The organism is Aeromicrobium wangtongii, assembly GCF_024584515.1.
GTDB lineage: Bacteria > Actinomycetota > Actinomycetes > Propionibacteriales > Nocardioidaceae > Aeromicrobium > Aeromicrobium wangtongii.
The window spans coordinates 381,834-398,180 of sequence record NZ_CP102173.1 but is presented as its reverse complement, the minus strand read 5'-3'; the positions used below and the strand labels follow the sequence as shown (position 1 = coordinate 398,180).

14 protein-coding genes are annotated in these 16,347 nt (G+C 69.6%); 11 read left to right on the top strand and 3 right to left on the bottom strand.

The genetic code is table 11. The annotated features are described in order from the left end of the window. Positions 1-18 precede the first annotated feature (18 nt). Complete coding sequence (locus NQV15_RS02015; RefSeq protein ID WP_232403390.1) at positions 19-1,569, bottom strand: amino acid permease; 1,551 nt, start codon at positions 1,567-1,569, stop codon at positions 19-21. A gap of 196 nt (positions 1,570-1,765) precedes the next feature. Here NQV15_RS02015 and NQV15_RS02010 point away from each other — a divergent pair, with 196 nt between their 5' ends. Further along, a complete protein-coding gene (locus NQV15_RS02010) occupies positions 1,766-3,025 on the top strand; it encodes an HNH endonuclease (protein WP_232403389.1) in 1,260 nt (419 codons plus the stop codon). A gap of 39 nt (positions 3,026-3,064) precedes the next feature. On the opposite strand, the gene NQV15_RS02005 is transcribed toward NQV15_RS02010, so the two are convergent. Together NQV15_RS02005 and NQV15_RS02000 are read right to left on the bottom strand one after the other, a co-directional pair. After that, positions 3,065-3,649, bottom strand: a complete 585-nt coding sequence (locus NQV15_RS02005) for a hypothetical protein (RefSeq protein WP_232403387.1) — start codon at positions 3,647-3,649, stop codon at positions 3,065-3,067. Between the two features lie 36 nt (positions 3,650-3,685). Further along, the gene (locus NQV15_RS02000) at positions 3,686-4,825 is read right to left on the bottom strand and encodes a peptidoglycan-binding domain-containing protein (protein ID WP_232403385.1); all 1,140 of its coding nucleotides are present in this window, start codon (positions 4,823-4,825) and stop codon (positions 3,686-3,688) included. A 115-nt stretch (positions 4,826-4,940) separates the two neighbouring features. Between NQV15_RS02000 and NQV15_RS01995 the strand changes: the two genes are divergently transcribed. The 10 genes from NQV15_RS01995 to NQV15_RS01950 are packed head-to-tail and all read left to right on the top strand — an operon-like array spanning position 4,941 to position 16,313. Continuing rightward, positions 4,941-7,817 (top strand): Na+/H+ antiporter subunit A, encoded by a 2,877-nt coding sequence (locus NQV15_RS01995; protein ID WP_255670291.1) that lies wholly within the window; start codon positions 4,941-4,943, stop codon positions 7,815-7,817. Beyond that, positions 7,814-8,260 (top strand): Na(+)/H(+) antiporter subunit C, encoded by a 447-nt coding sequence (locus tag NQV15_RS01990; protein WP_232403383.1) that lies wholly within the window; start codon positions 7,814-7,816, stop codon positions 8,258-8,260. Before NQV15_RS01995 ends, NQV15_RS01990 begins: the two co-directional genes overlap by 4 nt. Continuing rightward, complete coding sequence (locus NQV15_RS01985; RefSeq protein WP_232403382.1) at positions 8,257-9,849, top strand: Na+/H+ antiporter subunit D; 1,593 nt, start codon at positions 8,257-8,259, stop codon at positions 9,847-9,849. The genes NQV15_RS01990 and NQV15_RS01985 overlap by 4 nt, the downstream gene beginning before the upstream one ends. Beyond that, positions 9,846-10,370 (top strand): Na+/H+ antiporter subunit E, encoded by a 525-nt coding sequence (locus NQV15_RS01980; protein WP_232403381.1) that lies wholly within the window; start codon positions 9,846-9,848, stop codon positions 10,368-10,370. The genes NQV15_RS01985 and NQV15_RS01980 overlap by 4 nt, the downstream gene beginning before the upstream one ends. Further along, positions 10,367-10,669 carry a monovalent cation/H+ antiporter complex subunit F gene (locus NQV15_RS01975; RefSeq protein WP_232403380.1) on the top strand — a complete coding sequence of 101 codons (303 nt, stop codon included), beginning with the start codon at positions 10,367-10,369 and terminating at the stop codon, positions 10,667-10,669. Before NQV15_RS01980 ends, NQV15_RS01975 begins: the two co-directional genes overlap by 4 nt. Further along, a complete protein-coding gene (gene mnhG / locus NQV15_RS01970) occupies positions 10,666-10,998 on the top strand; it encodes a monovalent cation/H(+) antiporter subunit G (protein ID WP_232403379.1) in 333 nt (110 codons plus the stop codon). Before NQV15_RS01975 ends, mnhG begins: the two co-directional genes overlap by 4 nt. A gap of 26 nt (positions 10,999-11,024) precedes the next feature. Next, positions 11,025-11,816 (top strand): exodeoxyribonuclease III, encoded by a 792-nt coding sequence (locus NQV15_RS01965; protein WP_232403378.1) that lies wholly within the window; start codon positions 11,025-11,027, stop codon positions 11,814-11,816. Between the two features lie 26 nt (positions 11,817-11,842). Beyond that, positions 11,843-14,293: a glycosyltransferase gene (locus NQV15_RS01960; protein ID WP_257125081.1), complete on the top strand. Its 2,451-nt coding sequence runs from the start codon at positions 11,843-11,845 to the stop codon at positions 14,291-14,293. Beyond that, positions 14,290-14,625 carry a hypothetical protein gene (locus NQV15_RS01955; protein ID WP_232403374.1) on the top strand — a complete coding sequence of 112 codons (336 nt, stop codon included), beginning with the start codon at positions 14,290-14,292 and terminating at the stop codon, positions 14,623-14,625. Before NQV15_RS01960 ends, NQV15_RS01955 begins: the two co-directional genes overlap by 4 nt. Further along, on the top strand, positions 14,622-16,313 hold the full coding sequence (locus NQV15_RS01950; RefSeq protein ID WP_232403372.1) for a CDP-glycerol glycerophosphotransferase family protein: 1,692 nt from the start codon (positions 14,622-14,624) through the stop codon (positions 16,311-16,313). Before NQV15_RS01955 ends, NQV15_RS01950 begins: the two co-directional genes overlap by 4 nt. Positions 16,314-16,347: the final 34 nt, after the last annotated feature.

The following is a 16,347-nucleotide window of genomic DNA, read 5'->3' as shown; positions in this document are numbered from 1 at the left end:
CTGGTCCTGGTGGTTCTCCTAGTCCCGGAAGGCATCTGTCACGGCCGTGTCGATCGTCTGCTTCGGCCCGGTGAACCAGTTCTTGGCCGACACCTGCCACCAGATCGCCAGCGCGATCAGCGTGCCGCCGGTCAGGATCGGCGCGTAGTTGACGCTCTCCCAGCTGAAGTCGTCGTTGAACGGGATGCCGGCCGGGACGAACGGCAGGACGAAGTACACGCAGATGATCGCGATCTCGACCACCGCGACCAGGTTCATCCACTTGTACTTGGGACCATTGGTCCACGAGCCGGGCTCGAACTCGTCGCCCATCCGCCAGCGCAGGTAGATCGGGATCAGGAAGGCCAGGTACAGCCCGATGACGGCGACCGAGGTGACGGCGAAGAACGCGATCGGGATGCCGCCGATGCCCTTGAGCGCCGGGAGCGTGATGATCGCCCCGATGACGGCCACGAACATGACCGCGTTGGCGGGCACCTTCGTCTGTGGGTTGACCTTCGACCACAGCGACGAACCCGGGATCGCGCCGTCGCGGCTGAAGGCGAAGGTCATGCGCGACGCGCTGGTCAGGCATGCCACGGTGCAGAAGAACTGGCCGGCCGTCGAGATGGCCAGCACGATGAAGTGCCAGCCCTCCGGCAGCGCCTGCGAGAAGATGACGTCGACCGCGCCGCCGCCCTCGGTGACGCCATCCTTGTCCTGCACCGCGAACAGGAACGCCAGCAGCAGGACCCAACCGCCCAGCGCCGAGTAGGCGATCGAGCGCCAGATGCCCTTCGCGGCACCTTCTGCGGCGCCGGAGGTCTCCTCGGAGAGGTGGGCCGAGGCGTCGAAGCCGGTGATCGTGTACTGCGTCAGCAAGAAGCCGAGCGGGAGCACCAGGAACCAGTAGCTCATGTGCTCGATGCTGCCGCCGTCGTAGCCGGAGTTGTTGATGCGCTCGGTGAACACGAAGCCGATGCTCTGGTGCTTGTCGGGGACGAGCGCCAGGATCGCGATAACGATCGCGACGCCGGCGACGTGCCACCAGACCGAGATGTTGTTCAGCACGGCCAGCAGGTGCCCGCTGAAGATGTTGAGCCCGGCGGCCAGGATCAGCAGGATCACGAAGATCAGGTAGACCCGCGTGAGCGAGTAGTTCTCGGCCCAGCCGTCACTGATCGTGCTGAGGGTCAGGTCCAGGAACGTGGCGCACCCGTACGCGACCGAGGCGGTGACGGCCAGCAAGCCGATCAGGTTGAGCCAGCCGGTGAAGAACCCTGCGGCCGGTCCGCCCATCTTCGCGGCCCACCAGTAGATCCCGCCCGAGGTCGGGTACGCCGAGACCAGCTCCGACATCGTGAACCCGATGATCAGGATGAACAACGAGATGATCGGCCAGCCCCACGAGATGGCAACCGGTCCACCGTTGTTCCACGCCTGGCCGAAGGTCGTGAAGCACCCGGCGAGGATCGAGATGATCGAGAACGAGATGGCGAAGTTCGAGAAGCTCGACCAGTTGCGGTTGAGCTCCTGCTTGTAGCCGAGCTTGGCGAGCAGCTGCTCGTCGTCGTTGAGGTGATCCGCCATGAGTGCACCAGCTCTCTGATGAAGTTGAGGCACTGTACTGCCGCAAAGGCGATTGGCAATACCCTTGATTGCAGCGATTTTTGATCGTCACGGTACGGAAATCGCAACGGAACACGCCTGCCGATGCGGAACTCGGGACCTAGGTCTTGGACCTTCGCCCCTATTGATTCGAACAGGTGTTCGAGTAGGATGAAGCATGGATCCGGCCCCCACCATTGACGCGATGCGGACCGCCGCGCGGTCGTTGCGGGTCGGGGACGCGCGCGAGCGTGCGGTGGCGATCCAGAAGGCGCAGGACGCCCTGGACGCCGCGAAGGCGATCGCGCTGGCCGAGCTGGAGGCGTCCAGGGACTTCGAGATCGATGGAGCGTCGACGCTGAACGCCTGGGTGCGGACCCAGTTGCGGATGAACGCCGGTCAGGCGACCGCGTTGGTGCGCAGCGTTGGCGCCCTGCGCGACCTGTCGCTGGTGGCCGAGGCCGCCGTGACCGGGCAGATCAGCGCCGCGCATGTGCGGGTGTTCGTCTACGGACTCGCCCACGTCGGGCTCGAGCTGATGCGTCAGCACGAAGAACTGTTCGTCCAGGTCGCCCGTGAGCATGAGCCGGGTGAGCTGTTCGAGGCGGTCAAGCACTTGAAGGACCGCGCCCACCCCGACGACCTGGACGACGCCTGGGAGAAGGGCATGGACAAGCAGGACTTCCAGGTCAACGCACTCCCCAACGGCTGGCACGTGACCGGGTTCCTGAACACGATTACCGGGGCGAAGCTGAAGAAGGTCCTCGACTCCGTATCGGCGCCTGATGGCCCCGAGGACACCCGGTCCGGGTCCGAGCGGCGGGTCCAAGGACTGGACGATCTGCTCTCGAGCATCCTCGGCAGCGGGCATCTGCCCTCGGACAAGGGGTTGAAGCCGCACGTTTCGGTGTTCGCTGACGCCGACACCGTTGCTGCCGCTGCTGAGCGGGTGCGTCAGCAGACCGAGGAGCCGTACCTGCGTCCCGACCCGATGCCGCCGACCGAGCCCGCGACGTTGGCCGGGCACGGCGCGATCGGACCCAACCTGCTGATGTACTTCATGTGCATCAGCGAGGTCACCGCTTTTCTGATGAAGACGGACGGCGGAACCAGGCAGGCGCAGGTCCTGAACGCCGGCACCGCGAAGTACCAGCCGAACCTCAAGCAGCGCCGTTCAGTGATCGCCCGACAGGGCGGGGTGTGCGCGACTCCTGGCTGCAACCACACCCACCTCGAGATTCACCACGTCGTGTGGTGGTCGCTGGGTGGTCGCACCGACGTCGACCAGTTGATCGGGCTCTGCGTCAGGTGCCATCACCTGTTGCACCGTGGGCGTCTGCACATCGAGGGCAATGCCGTGGACGGGTTCGCCTTCACCAACCGAGCTGGCCGCCCACTGCGCCGCCGAAGACGAACCGGCTACCGCCAAGCCGCCTGACCTCTGGTCCGGCGGCCCACCGGCACGCGTGTGTCGCCGTCAGCCGTCGTCGCGGGTGCGCCGCAGCTCGTCACGTTCGCGCCGCAGCTGGCGCATCCGCACGCCGGCGTACATGATCCCCAGCGCCAGCACCGCCCCGACGATGACGCCGATGAGCGTCCCCGCCCGGAACCCCGGACCGTCGACGTCCATGATCCGCTCGCCCGCGTGCGCTGCCTTGCTGTTGCCGGCCACGACCGACAGCGTCAGCCAGTTGGGAGCGGCCAGGACGATCGCGATCAACGCCACGATGCCGCGCCACGTCCAGTTGAAGAACTGCCGCCGCACCTGCATCAGGAGCAGCAGCGGCAGGACGGTGAACACGAATCCGTAGAACAGGCCCCACGTGATGCCGCGCGACATGCTGCCGCCGACCTGGTCGGCGACGCGCTGCGCCCACCACCGCGGGAAGAATGCCGCCGACATCAGGTAGACCAGATAAGCGACGCCGATCAGGACGAGAACGAGGACCACCCGCCGGACCCACCGCTGCGGACCAGCGTCGTCCGCCCGGCCCGCTGTCCTGCGGTCGACGGCATCATCCTGGTGCTCGGGACGGCGGGCTGCCGAGTCGTCGGTGCTCATCTGCCCATCATGGCAGCACTTCGTCGTCGCGCTCGGTCACCGGATCGCCTGCCACTCCTCGGCGCGGACGACGCCGTCGGGGACGAGCCCGGCCTTCGCCTGCACCTTCATGACCGCTGCCTGGGTCAGCGGACCGAAGTAGCCATTGCGGTCCGCCACGCGCATCCCGAGCGCCGTCTGGAGGATCACCACGGCCTTGGCCGCACGCCCCTGCGAGAGCGTGTTGCGCGAGTAGTGCTTGCGACCGTGGTTCGCCGCCTTCCAGGCCGTGAATCCCCTGACGGTGCGCTTCTTGATGCTGGAGCGGTCCAGTGACGCCCAGGTCGGCTGGTCAGCGGCGCCGGTGACCGGCAGGTCGTGGGCGCGCTGGTAGGAGCGCACCGCAGCCTGGGTCGCGGTGTCGAAGCGGCGCGTCACCGGGACGCCGAGCAGGGTCTGCAGCCGCGCGACCGTCCCCCCGGTGCTGCCGTACTGGCGATTGGGGCGCGAGGTCTTGACCAGTGCTGTGGTCGGCGCGCCGCACCGTGCCGCACGCGGCGCCGAGGTCGGTGCGGCGTACGAGCCCTTGAAGCGCGCGCACGGCCCGTGGTCGGTCGTCCCGGCCGTCCCGGTCCAGAACGAGGTGTTGCCGCGGGCCCCGTTCCAGCTGAACGAGATGTGCACGTGATCGGTGTGCGCGTAGCTCGTGCGCCACCCCGCCCGGGTGTTGTAGGCGCCCCAGATCTTCTTGTTGTAGATGACGTACATGACCCCGAGGCGGCGCGCGTTGAGCCCGTCGTCGCGAGTCAGCCAGGCGATGAAGTCGGCGGCAGCGGCCTGCTCGGCCGGGTTCTTGACGTTGACCGCCCAGTCCCAGGCGCGCCCCTCACTGTGCTCGGAGACCCCCTCCGTGCAGCCCCGCGAGATGTTGCCACGTCCGCCGATGCCATAGGTGGCCAGGACGAGGTCCCGCAGCATGATCGGCCCGATCATGTCGCCGGGATGGCACGAGACCTGCGGCTGGTAGGCCGGGACGGGGTCGACCACCTGCGGCAGGGCGACCGGTGACGCCAACCCCGTGGGAGCGGACGGCAGCGGAATCGGGGGCTTGCCGGCCGCGGCGCCAGCGGGCGCCGCGGTCAGGCCCAGCGCAAGCGCGAGCGCGAGCGCGACGGCAACGATCCAGACCTTGCGCATGGCGGTTCCACCCCCGAGAAGACGACCTCCATGATGCGGTCCATCCCCCTCGGCTGTCCGCCGAATACGGGGGGAACTGACGGCGAGTCATCATCCGCTAGAATTGGGGGACGCCATGATCGCCCTACTGACGCTCCACTTCCTTGCAGGAGCGGGGGCTCCTGTCCTCGTCAGGATGATCGGCCGCCGAGCCTTCCTGATGCTCGCCCTCGTGCCAGCCGGCTCGTTCGCCTGGCTGCTGCCCCACGTGCTGCGGATCACGGACGGCGGCGCACCGCTGGAGCAGCGCCTGACCTGGATCCCCACGATCGGCCTGCACATCGATCTGGTGCTCACGCCACTGAGCGGCATCCTCGCCCTGATCGTGACCGGCGTGGGCGCCCTCGTGCTGGTGTACTGCACCTGGTACTTCCGGCCCTCCGATCAGGAGATGTGGCGGTTCTCCGGTGTGCTGACGGCGTTCGCCGGAGCCATGCTCGGACTCGTCCTGTCGGACAACGTCTACGTGCTCTACATCTTCTGGGAGCTCACGACCGTCCTGTCGTACCTGCTGATCGGGCACAACCCCGAGCGCCGGGCCAACCGACGCGCCGCGATGAACGCCCTGCTGGTCACGACCTTCGGCGGTCTGGCCATGCTGCTCGGCCTCGTGATGCTGTCGGCCGAGGCCGGGTCGTCCCGCCTGCAGGGCATCCTCGCGGCCGGACCGACCGGCACCGTCGTCACGGTCGCGGTCATGCTGGTCCTCGTCGGTGCGATCTCGAAGTCCGCCCTGGTGCCGTTCCACTTCTGGCTGCCCGGCGCGATGGCCGCACCGACGCCCGTCAGCGCCTATCTGCACGCCGCGGCCATGGTCAAGGCCGGCATCTTCTTGATCGCGCTGCTCGCACCGACCTTCGCCGACGTGCCCGGGTGGCGTCCGCTGCTGATCGTCCTGGGCATCACGACCATGATCCTGGGCGGCCTGCGGGCGCTGCGGCAGTACGACGTCAAGCTGCTGCTCGCCTACGGAACGGTCAGCCAGCTCGGCTTCCTGACCGCCATGGTCGGCACCGGGACGCGCTCGGCCGCCTTCGCCGGCCTCGCCCTGGTCTGCGCCCACGCACTGTTCAAGTCCACGCTGTTCCTCGTGGTGGGCATCGTCGATCGGTCCGTCGGCACCCGCGACCTGCGCGAGCTGTCCGGCATGCGCCAGGCGCGACCGGTCCTGTTCGTCGTCTCGGTCATCGCGGCCGGCTCGATGGCCGGACTGCCCCCGTTGTTCGGGTTCACCGCCAAGGAAAGCGCCTTCGCCGCCTTCGAGGACCTCGGGCACGACCTGGGCTGGGGCGGCTGGTCGGTGCTGGCGCTGGCCGGGATCGTCGTCGGCAGCATCCTGACCGTGGCCTACTCGGCCCGCTTCGTGTGGGGCATCTTCGCCATCAAGCCCGGAACCGCGATCTGCATGCCCAAGCAGTTCTCGCCCTGGTTCCAGGCCGCCCCGGTCGTCCTGGCCGCCGCCACGCTCGTGGCGGGCTTCGCCGGGCACTGGATCACCCCACGCCTCGAGTCGTACGCCGATGACTTCTTGCCCGGTTCGCACGCCCCGGTGCTGACGTTGTGGCACGGGTTCTCCCTGGCCCTGTGGCTCTCGGTGCTGTGCATCGTGGCCGGTCTGGCGCTGTTCTGGTGGCGCAAGCCCGTCGCAGCGACCCAGCGGGCGGTCGCCGATCGGTTCCGGTTCCCCGACGCCGAGCGCGCCTACTACGGCATCATGCGCGGCATCGACCGGCTCTCCGTCGAGGTCACCGGCGTGACCCAGCGCGGATCGCTGCCGATCTACCTCGGCGTGATCCTCGTCGTCCTGGTGGTCGTGCCGGGCATCGCGCTGCTGAGGGCCTGGGACGACATCCAGGTGCGCGGGGCGGACAGTCGCGTCCAGCTGGCGGCCGCTGTGCTGATGGCGGTCGCTGCGATCCTCACGGTGCGCTCCCGCCGGCGGCTGCGCGCGGTCCTGCTCGTCGGGCTGACCGGCTACGGCACCGCGCTGTTGTTCGTCGCGCACGGCGCGCCCGACCTGGCGCTGACCCAGATCCTGGTCGAGACCTTCCTGCTGGTGACCTTCGTGCTGGTCATGCGCCGGCTGCCGCCGTTCTTCTCCGACCGCCCGTTCACGCTCAGCCGGTGGGTGCGGGTGGCGATCGGCATCGCCACGGGTGCGGCGGTCTCCGGATTCGCGCTCGTCGCGACCAACGCGCGCACGGCGAGACCGGTCTCCGACGGATTCGCCGAGCCCGCGGTCGAGTACGGCGGCGGCGACAACATCGTCAACGTCACGCTCGTGGACATCCGCGCCTGGGACACGCTCGGTGAGCTCTCGGTCCTGGTCGTCGCGGCCACCGGTGTCGCCAGCCTGATCTTCCTCATCACCGATCGCTCCACCCGCCCGCGCCGCCGGGTCACCCCCGTGCCGGTCGCGGGCGCCGTGCCGGCGACCGAGGCGCGGGGCCGCTGGCTGCGCTCGGGCCGCGCGATCGCCGACGCTCGCCGCTCGGTCGTCTTCGAGGTCGTGACACGACTGATCTTCCACGCCGTCATCGTGTTCTCGATCTACCTGATGCTGGTGGGCCACAACGCCCCCGGCGGAGGATTCGCCGGCGGACTGGTGGCGGGCCTGGCCCTGATGATCCGGTACCTCGCCGGTGGACGGACCGAGCTCGACGAGGCGGCCCCCATCGACGCCGGCATCGTGCTGGGCATCGGTCTGGCCGTCGCGACGCTGTCCGGCCTGCTGCCGACGCTGCTGGGCGGCGGCGTGCTGCAGAGCGCGATCGTCGACCTGCACATCCCGCTGCTGGGCACCCTGCACCTGGTGACCTCGGTGTTCTTCGACATCGGCGTCTACCTGGTCGTCGTCGGGCTGGCCCTGGATGTGCTGCGCAGCCTGGGCAGCGGCATCGACACCCATGTCGACGCCGAGGACTCCAGCAGCTCCGAGGGAGCCCGCGCATGACCCCCAACCTCCCCTTGGTCATCCTGGTCGGCGTCATGGTCGCCGCCGGGGTCACCCTCGTCCTCGAGCGCAGCCTGACCCGGATCCTGATCGGCTTCGTGCTGATCGGCAACGGCGTCAGCGTGCTCTACCTGGTGATCTCCGGACGTGCCGGCACCGCGCCCATCGTCGGGCTGTCGGACGACCCGATGAGCGATCCCCTGCCACAGGCGATGGTCCTGACGGCGATCGTCATCACGCTGGGCGTCACGTCGTTCGGACTGGCCCTGGCCTACCGCGCCTGGCAGCTGACCGGGCACGACGACGTGCAGGACGACGTCGAGGACGACGCGATCCGCCGTCGCGCCGAGAAGGACGAGACCTCCACGACCTTCGATCCCGGCGATGCCGCCCTGCCGGACGAAGAAGGCTCCGACACTCCGAACAGGGGGGCAACCTCGTGAACCAGATCGTCCTGCTCCCGGTCATCCTGCCCCTGCTCGGGGCCGGCCTGTGCCTCGTGTTCGGCCGCTCCGCCCTGGCGCAGCGCGTCATCAGCACCGCGATCCTCGCGATGGTCGTCACCGTCGCGGCCATCCTGCTGGTGCGTGCCGACCGCTTCGGGCCGCAGACCGTCAACGTGGGCGGTTGGCCCGCCGACATCGGCATCAGCCTGGTCGCCGACCGGCTGTCGGCCCTCATGCTGCTGGTGTCGACCGTCGTGACGCTGTGCGTCCTGCTGTACTCCTTCGGCCAGGGCATCGTGGAGTTCGGCCGCGACGCCCCGCTGTCGGTGTTCCACCCGACCTTCCTCGTGCTGAGCGCGGGCGTCTCGAACGCCTTCTTGTCGGCCGACCTGTTCAACCTGTTCGTGGGCTTCGAGATCCTGCTGGTGTCGTCGTACGTCCTGATCACCCTGGGCGGCACGGGCGCACGGGTGCGCTCCGGCACGATCTACATCGTCGTCAGCATGATGTCGTCGGTCGTGTTCCTCGTCGCGATCGCCTGCGTCTACGCCGCCACCGGCACCGTCAACCTGGCGGCGCTGTCCGAGCGGATGTCCGATCTGCCGACCGAGGTGTCCAACCTGTTGCAGCTGTTGCTGCTGACGACGTTCTGCATCAAGGCGGCCGTCTTCCCGCTGTCGGCGTGGCTCCCTGACTCCTACCCGACGGCTCCCGCGCCGGTGACGGCCGTGTTCGCGGGCCTGCTGACCAAGGTCGGCATCTACGCGATCATCCGGACCCAGACGCTGCTGTTCCCCGACAACGACCTGCAGACGCTGCTGCTGTGGGCGGCGGTCTTCACGATGGTCGTGGGCATCATGGGCGCGGTCGCCCAGTCCGACATCAAGCGCATCCTGTCCTTCACGCTGGTCAGCCACATCGGCTACATGCTGTTCGGTGTGGCCCTCGGCAGCGCCGCGGGGCTGTCCGGCGCGATCTTCTACATCGCGCACCACATCACGGTGCAGACCACGCTGTTCCTGCTGGCCGGGCTGATCGAGTACCGCAGCAGCACGACCAACCTGGACAAGCTCGGCGGTCTGGCCCGGGCCGCACCGATGTTGTCGATGATGTTCTTCGTGCCGGCGATGAACCTGGCCGGGATCCCGCCGTTCTCGGGCTTCCTGGGCAAGCTGGCACTGGTCGAGGCCGGCGTCGACAACGGCGGATGGCTGGCGTACGTCACGGTGGCCGCTGCGCTCGCGACGAGCCTGTTGACGCTCTACGCGATCGCGAAGGTCTGGAACCGTGCGTTCTGGCAGCCCGCCGAGGACGCCGACGACCTCGACCACGAGTCGCACACCGGATCGCTGCACGGGCGGACCGGGGTGTCCACCAAGACCGAGCGCACGAGCACGTGGAAGACCGAGACGGCCACCGACCAGCGCCTGCCGCTGGGCATGGTGCTGCCGACGCTCCTGCTGGTGGCCTGCACGGTCGCCCTCACCGTCGTCGCCGGGCCGCTGCTGTCCTTCACGACCCGGGCAGCCGAGGAGCTGCAGGGGCGCAGCTCGTACGTCCTCGCGGTCCTGGGGGGTGGCGGATGATGTCACGCGTCCCCGTCATCGTTCTCCTGACCGTCGTCTGGTCGCTGCTGTGGGGCGCCTTCACCCCGCTCATCGTTGTCGGCGGCGTGCTCGTCGCCCTGCTGGTCACGACGGTCTTCCCGTTCCCGCCCATCACGTGGACCGGCCGCATCCGGCCCTGGCCGCTCACGAAGTTGATCGGCATCTTCTTCTTCGAGATGCTGCTGGCCAGCGTCCAGGTCGCCTGGATCGCGATCCGTCCCGCCAAGCCCCCGCGCAGCGCGGTCCTGTGCGTCGATCTGGCCACCCGGTCCGAGCTGCTGCTGACCTTGACTGCCGAGCTCATCTCCCTGGTGCCCGGCACCCTGCTGATCGAGCTGGACAGCCAGACCGGCCACATCTGGCTGCACCTGCTGGACGGCAGCACCCCGGAGAAGATCGAGCGCGCGCGGGCCAACGCCCTCGCGCAGGAGCTCCGGGTCATCGAGGCCCTGGGATCCGAGTCCGAGATCGTCGCCTGCCGGGCAGGAGACCAGTCATGATCGTGGTCGGAACCATCTGCTCAGTGCTGCTGGCCATCACCGGCCTGTTGTGCATCGTGCGCATCGTCCGCGGGCCCACGATGCTCGACCGCACGGTGGCCGCGGACGTCTTCGTCGCGGCCAGCGCCGGCGCCATCGGTGTCGAGGCGGCCGTCGGACGCCATGGCACGACCCTGTCGATCCTCGTCGTGCTGTCCCTGGTCGGATTCCTGGGCTCGGTCAGCATCGCGCGGTTCGCCGCCCCCGACACCGACCGCTCCTCGCACGACGAGCCCACCGATCCGGAGGAGGACGCATGATCGACGTCATCGCCGGCGCCCTGCTGATCGGTGGAGCGGCCATGGCCGCGATCGCTGCGATCGGCATCGTGCGGTTCCCCGACGTGCTGAGCCGCATGCACGCGGCCACCAAGCCGCAGACCGTCGGTCTGCTCATGATCCTCGCCGGGCTCGGCCTGCGGCTGCAGGACCTGTCGGCCATCACGGTGCTGTTCCTCATCGCAGTGTTCCAGCTGCTCACCGCGCCCGTCTCGGCCCACATGGTCGGGCGTGCCGCCTTCCGCACGGGCTTCGCGAAACGCGACCAGCTCACGGTCTGCGAGCTGGAGACCGACGACGATGCGGCCTGAGTGGCGCGACGCGATAGGTTCGTGTCGTGCGAATCGCGACCTGGAACGTCAACTCCATCCGCAGCCGCATCGATCGCGTGACCGCCTTCCTGGAGCGTCATGACATCGATGTCCTGGCCATCCAGGAGACGAAGTGCCGCGAGGACCAGTTCCCCGGCCTCGAGCTCTCCGCGATGGGCTACGAGTTCGCCCATCAGGGCCTGAGCCAGTGGAACGGCGTCGCGCTGATCTCGCGCGTCGGCCTGGAGGACGTCGCGACCCAGTTCGCCGACGACCAGCCCATGTTCGGCGAGCCCGAGATCGTGGAGGCGCGCTCGATCGGCGCGACCTGCGGCGGCGTGCGCGTCTGGAGCTTCTACGTGCCCAACGGCCGCGAGATCGGGCACCCGCACTACGACTACAAGCTCCTGTGGCTGGAGCGCCTGCGCCAGGCATCGGCCGAGTGGCTCGCCGAGAACCCGGACGCCCAGATCGCTCTGACCGGCGACTGGAACGTCGCTCCGCAGGACGATGACGTGTGGGACATGTCGGTGTTCGAGGGCCACACCCACGTGTCCAAGCCCGAGCGTGATGCCTTCCACGCGATCGTCGACACCGGGTACGCCGACGTCGTCCGCCCCTTCACCCCCGGCCCCGGCGTCTACACGTACTGGGACTACCAGCAGCTGGCCTTCCCCAAGAAGCGTGGCCTGCGCATCGACTTCATCCTCGCGTCGCCGGCCCTGTCGACCCGCGTCGAGACCGCCTGGATCGATCGCGAGGAGCGCAAGGGCAAGGGCGCCAGCGATCACGCCCCCGTCATCATCGAGATCGCCTGAGATCGATGACCTCCTCGCATCCTGACGTGCCCCGTCACCTGGCCGACCTGGCCGACTCCGGCGTCGTCTCGTCCGCCCGGCTCGCCGCGACGCTGCTGCGCTACGAGTACACCGGCGGTGAGGAGATGCTGGCCCGCATGGCCTCCCGGGGACGCTACGGGGTCGACGAGCTGACCGGGATGGCCGCAGAGGCTACCGCGGGACGCGCACCGGACGCGAAGGCCCTGGCGCCGCTGCACGGCCCGTCGCTGTACGGCTTCGCGTACCTGATGCTCGGCCGGGCCTTCGGCACCGACGGCGACTTCCGGACCGCCGCGGACCTGTTCGCCCTGGCCCGCACGATCGCCGACCGCGACGGCAACGCGTACGAGTACGACCGCCAGGACGTCCAGTCGCACCTGGCCGTGGGCCGTGTCGACTACGTGCGCCGGCACACCTCGCACGCGAACCCTGACGTCAGGACCAACAGCGCCGAGTCCTGGTACCACTGGGCGGTCAACACCGACATCATCAACCCCTTCCGCGGTGTCGAGCCGGCCTCCCTGGAGACGTGGCAGCAGGCGTTCAACGCCCCGTTCATCGACCGTGGCCTCGACCCCATGCGGTTCGAGGCGACCGACAGCCCCTTCGACACGGTGCGCACCGACGCCCCCGCGGGCTCGGTCGACGGGCCGCTGATCAGCATCGTCATGCCGGTCTACTCCCCCACCGAGAGCCTGCTGACCGCGACCCGGTCGATCCTCGAGCAGACCTGGGGCAACATCGAGATCATCCTGGTCGACGACCACAGCCCGGCCGGCTTCGAGGACATCTTCGCCCGGGCGACCGCCCTGGACGACCGGGTCAGCTATCACCGGATGCCCGTCAACGGCGGCGCCTACCGGGCCCGCAACTACGGCCTGTCGCTGGCCAAGGGCGAGTTCTTCGGCATCCAGGACGGCGACGACTGGTCGCACCCGCGGCGGCTCGAGCGCCAGATGGCCGAGTTCGCCGACCCGAAGGTCGTCGCAACGCTCTCGAAGGCGATCCGGCTGCACACCGATCTGTACATCACCCGGGTCGGCTCGCTGGCCTTCGCGCACAGCGCGCCGTCCCTGATCGCGCGGCGCGAGCTGGTGCTGGGCACGCTCGGCCCGTTCGACCTGATGCGCAAGGGTGCCGACACCGAGTACATCGAGCGGATCGCGACGGTCTTCGGCCGTGACAGCGTCGTCAACCTCAAGATGCCGCTGTCGCTGTACCAGCTGACCGGTGGCTCGCTGTCGCGCGAGGACTTCCGGCCCAGCTGGCACCGTCCGGCCCGCGCGACCTACCACTCGGCGTTCCGGCACTGGCATGCCAAGATCGCCGCCGGTCTGGCCGTCCCCCGCACTCCCGACGCCGACGGACGCCGGGCGTTCCCGGCGCCGCCGGACATGGAGGGCACCGAGTACGCCGACCTGGCTCCCGACGTCGTGGTGCTGACCGATCCGCGTCCCGGGCCGCTGGCGTACACCGGGGTGGCCGACGAGGTCGCCGCGATCGCCGGCGCCGGCCTGACGATCGGCATCGCCCGCGCGGACGCCCTGCGGTTCTCCTCGCGCCAGCGGCACTACCCCCGCGCCGACCTGCTGGAGCTGATGTACCAGCGGGTCACCGACTGGGCCCTGCTCGGCGCGCCGATGACCCCGAAGGTCCTGCTGGTCCGCGACGTCGACCTGGTGACGCTCCCCCGGGCGTCCGAGGCCGTCGCGATGCGTCCCGAGCGCGTCGTCGTGGTGGCCGACCGGCTGCCGGTCACCGGCGACGGACCCCGGGTCTCGTGGGACCCCGTGCACGTGGAGTCCGTCGTGCGCACGATGTTCGACGTCGCGACCGAGTGGATCCCGGCGACCGCCGAGATCGCCGCGGCGATCACCGCGGCCGGGGCCACCGGGATCGTCCACCCTCCCCGCCTGATGGAGGTCGCCCGCGTCGCCCGGTTCCCGCGGCGCCTGCTGCCGGGCACGCCGGTGGTCGGCATCGCGGACGCCGCGTCCTACCGGGTGGAGTCGGCAGATCGCCGCGGGCTGGCCCGGATCGTCCCCCGCGAGGTCGACCTGCGCGTGCTGGAGGGCGAGCCGCGCAAGCCCGTCCGAGCAGACGCCCTGGGCTTCGATGCGGCCAGGACGCCCGCCACGGCGTTCTACGACCAGTGCGACATCGTGATCGTCCCGCCCACCAGGACCGGTGGGTCGACGCTGCTGCGTCCGGCGATCGAGGCGATGGCGCGCGGCTGCGTCGTGATCGTCGACCCGGCGCTGCGTCCCCTCCTGGGCGATGCGGCGCTGTACCTCGACGACCCGGACGCCGAGCACCTCGTCACCGCGCTGACCACCGAGCCCGCACGGTTCGCCGAGCAGCAGCAGCGCTCGCTGCGGTTCTGCGAGACTGTGCTGTCGCCGGACACCTACGCCACCGCCGTCACGGCACTCGTTTCTCCTGGAGGATCCCGATGAGCACCTGGCAGTCCACCGCACGATCGATCGCGCGTCGGCTGCTCGCCGAGCGCACCCTGGTGCTGGCCGGTGCGACCGCGCTGTTCGTCGTCGTCGGCGTCATCGCGCTGATCGCCGACAGCTACGACCTCGTCCTGCTGTGCATCCTGGCGCTGCAGGCGACGATCGCCGCGTACCTGCTGACGGCCCCCGATCCGGTCGCCGCCACGGACGACGCCAAGACCCGCGCGGCCATCGACCGGGCCTCGGCCCGGACGCTGACCGACCTGGCCCACGCCCGCCAGTCCATCCTCGACGCGATCGCCGAGATCGACCCCAAAAAGGCACCGTGAGCGCGGTCGAGCCGGTCCGGATCGTCGCGGCGAGCCTGCACGGGCTCGACGTCGTCGACGGTGGACGCACCCTGCGCCTCGTCGGCACCTGCCGCCGTCCGGGCACCGACGGCCCGCAGCCTGCCGACCAGACCCTCGTGCTGCACTGGCTGCGGCCGGACGGCACCCGCGCGCTGAGCGCCGTCACCGAGCCCCGGCTGCGCTACGAGGACGGCGCCGAGCGCTGGACCGGCTTCATCGCCGACGTCCCGATCGACCAGGTCCCCATCGGCACGACCGGCATGGAGATCACGCTGGCGACCCCGGACGGCTCCGGTGAGGCGTCCTCGGTGCCGGTCGGTGCCGCTCCCGGCGCCCTGGCCTCGTCGCGCCCGATCGTCACGGCGGGCCGGCGGCTGCAGCTGTTCCCGTCCGCGACCGAGCACGCCGAGTTCGTGTCGCAGGCCTTCCCGGCCCCGCTGGCCGGCCTGCGCTGGACGGCCGGCCTGGCGCTGCGCACCCTCAAGGACCTGGTCCGGCGTCGTCCGTTCGCGACGATCGCGCCGCTGCGCGCCGTGACCCGCCCGTTCCTGCGGCGGCACGAGATCTGGCTGGTCGGCGAGCGTGCCGACACGGCGCGCGACAACGGCTACCACCTGTTCACCTATCTGCGCCGCGAGCGCCCCGACGTGCGGGCGTACTACGTCCTCGACCCGTCCAGCGACCGGTTCGACGAGCTGTCGAAGCTCGGCCGGGTCGTGCGGCACTCGTCGTGGCGGCACCGCGTGCTGATGGTCAACGCGACGGTCCTGGCCAATGCGTACTCGATCAAGCACATGGTGCCGGCGAGCTGGGCCAAGCAGCACTACATGCGCCAGCTCAACTGGCGGGTCGGCTCGTACCGCGTCTACCTCAAGCACGGCGTCCACGACAAGACCCGCGAGATCCGGCGCCGCACCGGTGGCTACGACCTGTTCCTGACCGCCGCCCACGCCGAGACCGAGGCGCTGCGCCGGACGTCCGGCTACGACGACCAGATCGTCGAGACGGGGCTGCCGCGCTACGACGCGCTGGTCCCCACGCCGCCGAGCCGCACGATCCTGTTCATGCCGACGTGGCGCCGCTACCTCGCGCCGCAGCTGTTCGGCGACGGCGCCAGCGGCGAGCAGCCCTTCGAGGGGTCCACGTACCAGCGGTTCGTCCGCGACCTGCTGACCAGCCCGCGCCTGCACGCGCTGCTGACCGAGCACGACTTCCGGTTCGAGTTCATGCCGCACTACAACCTGCGCGGCGAGTACGTCGACCCGACGCTGGGCGGCGACCGGGTCTCGATCCTGGACGGTGGGGCGTCCGACATCCAGGACGTCATGCGCCGCTGCGACCTGTTCCTGACCGACTACTCCTCGGTGCACTTCGACCTGGCCTACCTGGGTACGCCGCTGATCTACACGCACTTCGACCGCGAGGAGTTCCTGGCCGGTCACGCCGAGCCGTCGTGGTTCGACCACGAGCGGGACGGTTTCGGCCCGGTGGTGCACGACGTGGAGTCGACGATCGAGGCGATCGAGCACTACCTGCTACGCGGCAACGTGCGCGAGCCGGAGTACGACGAGCGCGCCCGGAAGCTGTTCACCTTCCACGACCGGAACAACTCGCAGCGGACCGTCGAGGCCATCGAGAACCTCGTCCGCACCCGCGGCTACCGCTGACCCCACCCGCGGGTCCGGCGAGGCCGGACCGAAG

What these genes read in the sequence shown, in the direction of transcription:
- NQV15_RS01995 (WP_255670291.1), top strand. Translation starts at nt 4,941, where the DNA reads ATGATCGCCCTACTGACGCTCCACTTCCTTGCAGGAGCGGGGGCTCCT.
- NQV15_RS01980 (WP_232403381.1), top strand. Translation starts at nt 9,846, where the DNA reads ATGATGTCACGCGTCCCCGTCATCGTTCTCCTGACCGTCGTCTGGTCG.
- NQV15_RS01955 (WP_232403374.1), top strand. Translation starts at nt 14,290, where the DNA reads ATGAGCACCTGGCAGTCCACCGCACGATCGATCGCGCGTCGGCTGCTC.
- NQV15_RS02015 (WP_232403390.1), bottom strand. Translation starts at nt 1,569, where the DNA reads ATGGCGGATCACCTCAACGACGACGAGCAGCTGCTCGCCAAGCTCGGC.
- NQV15_RS02005 (WP_232403387.1), bottom strand. Translation starts at nt 3,649, where the DNA reads ATGAGCACCGACGACTCGGCAGCCCGCCGTCCCGAGCACCAGGATGAT.
- NQV15_RS01975 (WP_232403380.1), top strand. Translation starts at nt 10,367, where the DNA reads ATGATCGTGGTCGGAACCATCTGCTCAGTGCTGCTGGCCATCACCGGC.
- NQV15_RS02000 (WP_232403385.1), bottom strand. Translation starts at nt 4,825, where the DNA reads ATGCGCAAGGTCTGGATCGTTGCCGTCGCGCTCGCGCTCGCGCTTGCG.
- mnhG (WP_232403379.1), top strand. Translation starts at nt 10,666, where the DNA reads ATGATCGACGTCATCGCCGGCGCCCTGCTGATCGGTGGAGCGGCCATG.
- NQV15_RS01990 (WP_232403383.1), top strand. Translation starts at nt 7,814, where the DNA reads ATGACCCCCAACCTCCCCTTGGTCATCCTGGTCGGCGTCATGGTCGCC.
- NQV15_RS02010 (WP_232403389.1), top strand. Translation starts at nt 1,766, where the DNA reads ATGGATCCGGCCCCCACCATTGACGCGATGCGGACCGCCGCGCGGTCG.